Genomic DNA, 819 nt, shown 5'->3' on the forward strand with positions numbered 1-819 from the left:
GTCTGCCAGGCGGTGGCCTCGGTCTGCCGGCCGGAGTCGCCCTTCCAGTCGACGCAGGCCACGGCGGCGGTCGGTACGCCCACCGCGCCCACGGCGACGGCGGCTATGAGCACCCGCCGGTACTGCTGGTCCTTACGGTGCTTTCCCATGCGTGAAACCTCATTCGGTAGGCGCCGGGCGCCGCCGCGCGGCTTCCTCTTGCTGGAACCCGCCTCCCGAACAGCAAAAGACGCCCTGCGAGTCGCCATTCTTAGGACGGTCACACAAGGCATGCAAAGGGACTGTCGTACTAACGCGCTTCGTAGACCTGGCAGCCCCTTGCCAAGGTCACGCGGGCGTGCCGCCCCCGCGCCAGTGGCTTCAGGTCGCTGCTGCCGGGGTGTCAGAAGCCCGCGTGATTTGCGAAAGCGAGGTTCTCGGGCGAGTGGATCAGCCCCTCTGAGGGACAGCATGATCCAAATACCCGCCAAGACGGACAAAGCGTACTTGTCGTCACGGCTCGTCACCTACTAAGGGACACCCGTAGGTCATCGCAGCCTGTGAGGGATGTCACGGAACGATCCCCTTGTCCGGCCGCTCGGGGGCTACACGTCCATCCGCTGGGTCCCCACGACCGACAGCAGCCGGAGCGCCTCCTCCGAGGCGGAGCCCGGCGTGGCGGTGTACAGGACGAGGCGCTGGTCCCGGTCCGGGACGTGCAGGGCGTCGCAGTTGACGGTCAGGGGGCCGACCACCGGGTGGTGGAAGGTCTTGGCCAGGGTCGGCAGCACGGACACCTCGTACGCCTCCCAGAGCCGGGCGAACTTCTCGCTTCCCGCC

General features: G+C 67.6%; 1 protein-coding gene. It reads right to left on the bottom strand.

All coding sequences use genetic code 11. The annotated features are described in order from the left end of the window. Positions 1–584: 584 nt before the first annotated feature. Positions 585–819: MmyB family transcriptional regulator (locus tag CCN33_RS29825; protein WP_483027267.1), on the bottom strand; the 235-nt coding region annotated here is incomplete at its 5' end.

The organism is Streptomyces recifensis (assembly GCF_002154615.1).
GTDB classification, from domain to species: Bacteria; Actinomycetota; Actinomycetes; order Streptomycetales; family Streptomycetaceae; genus Streptomyces; species Streptomyces griseoluteus.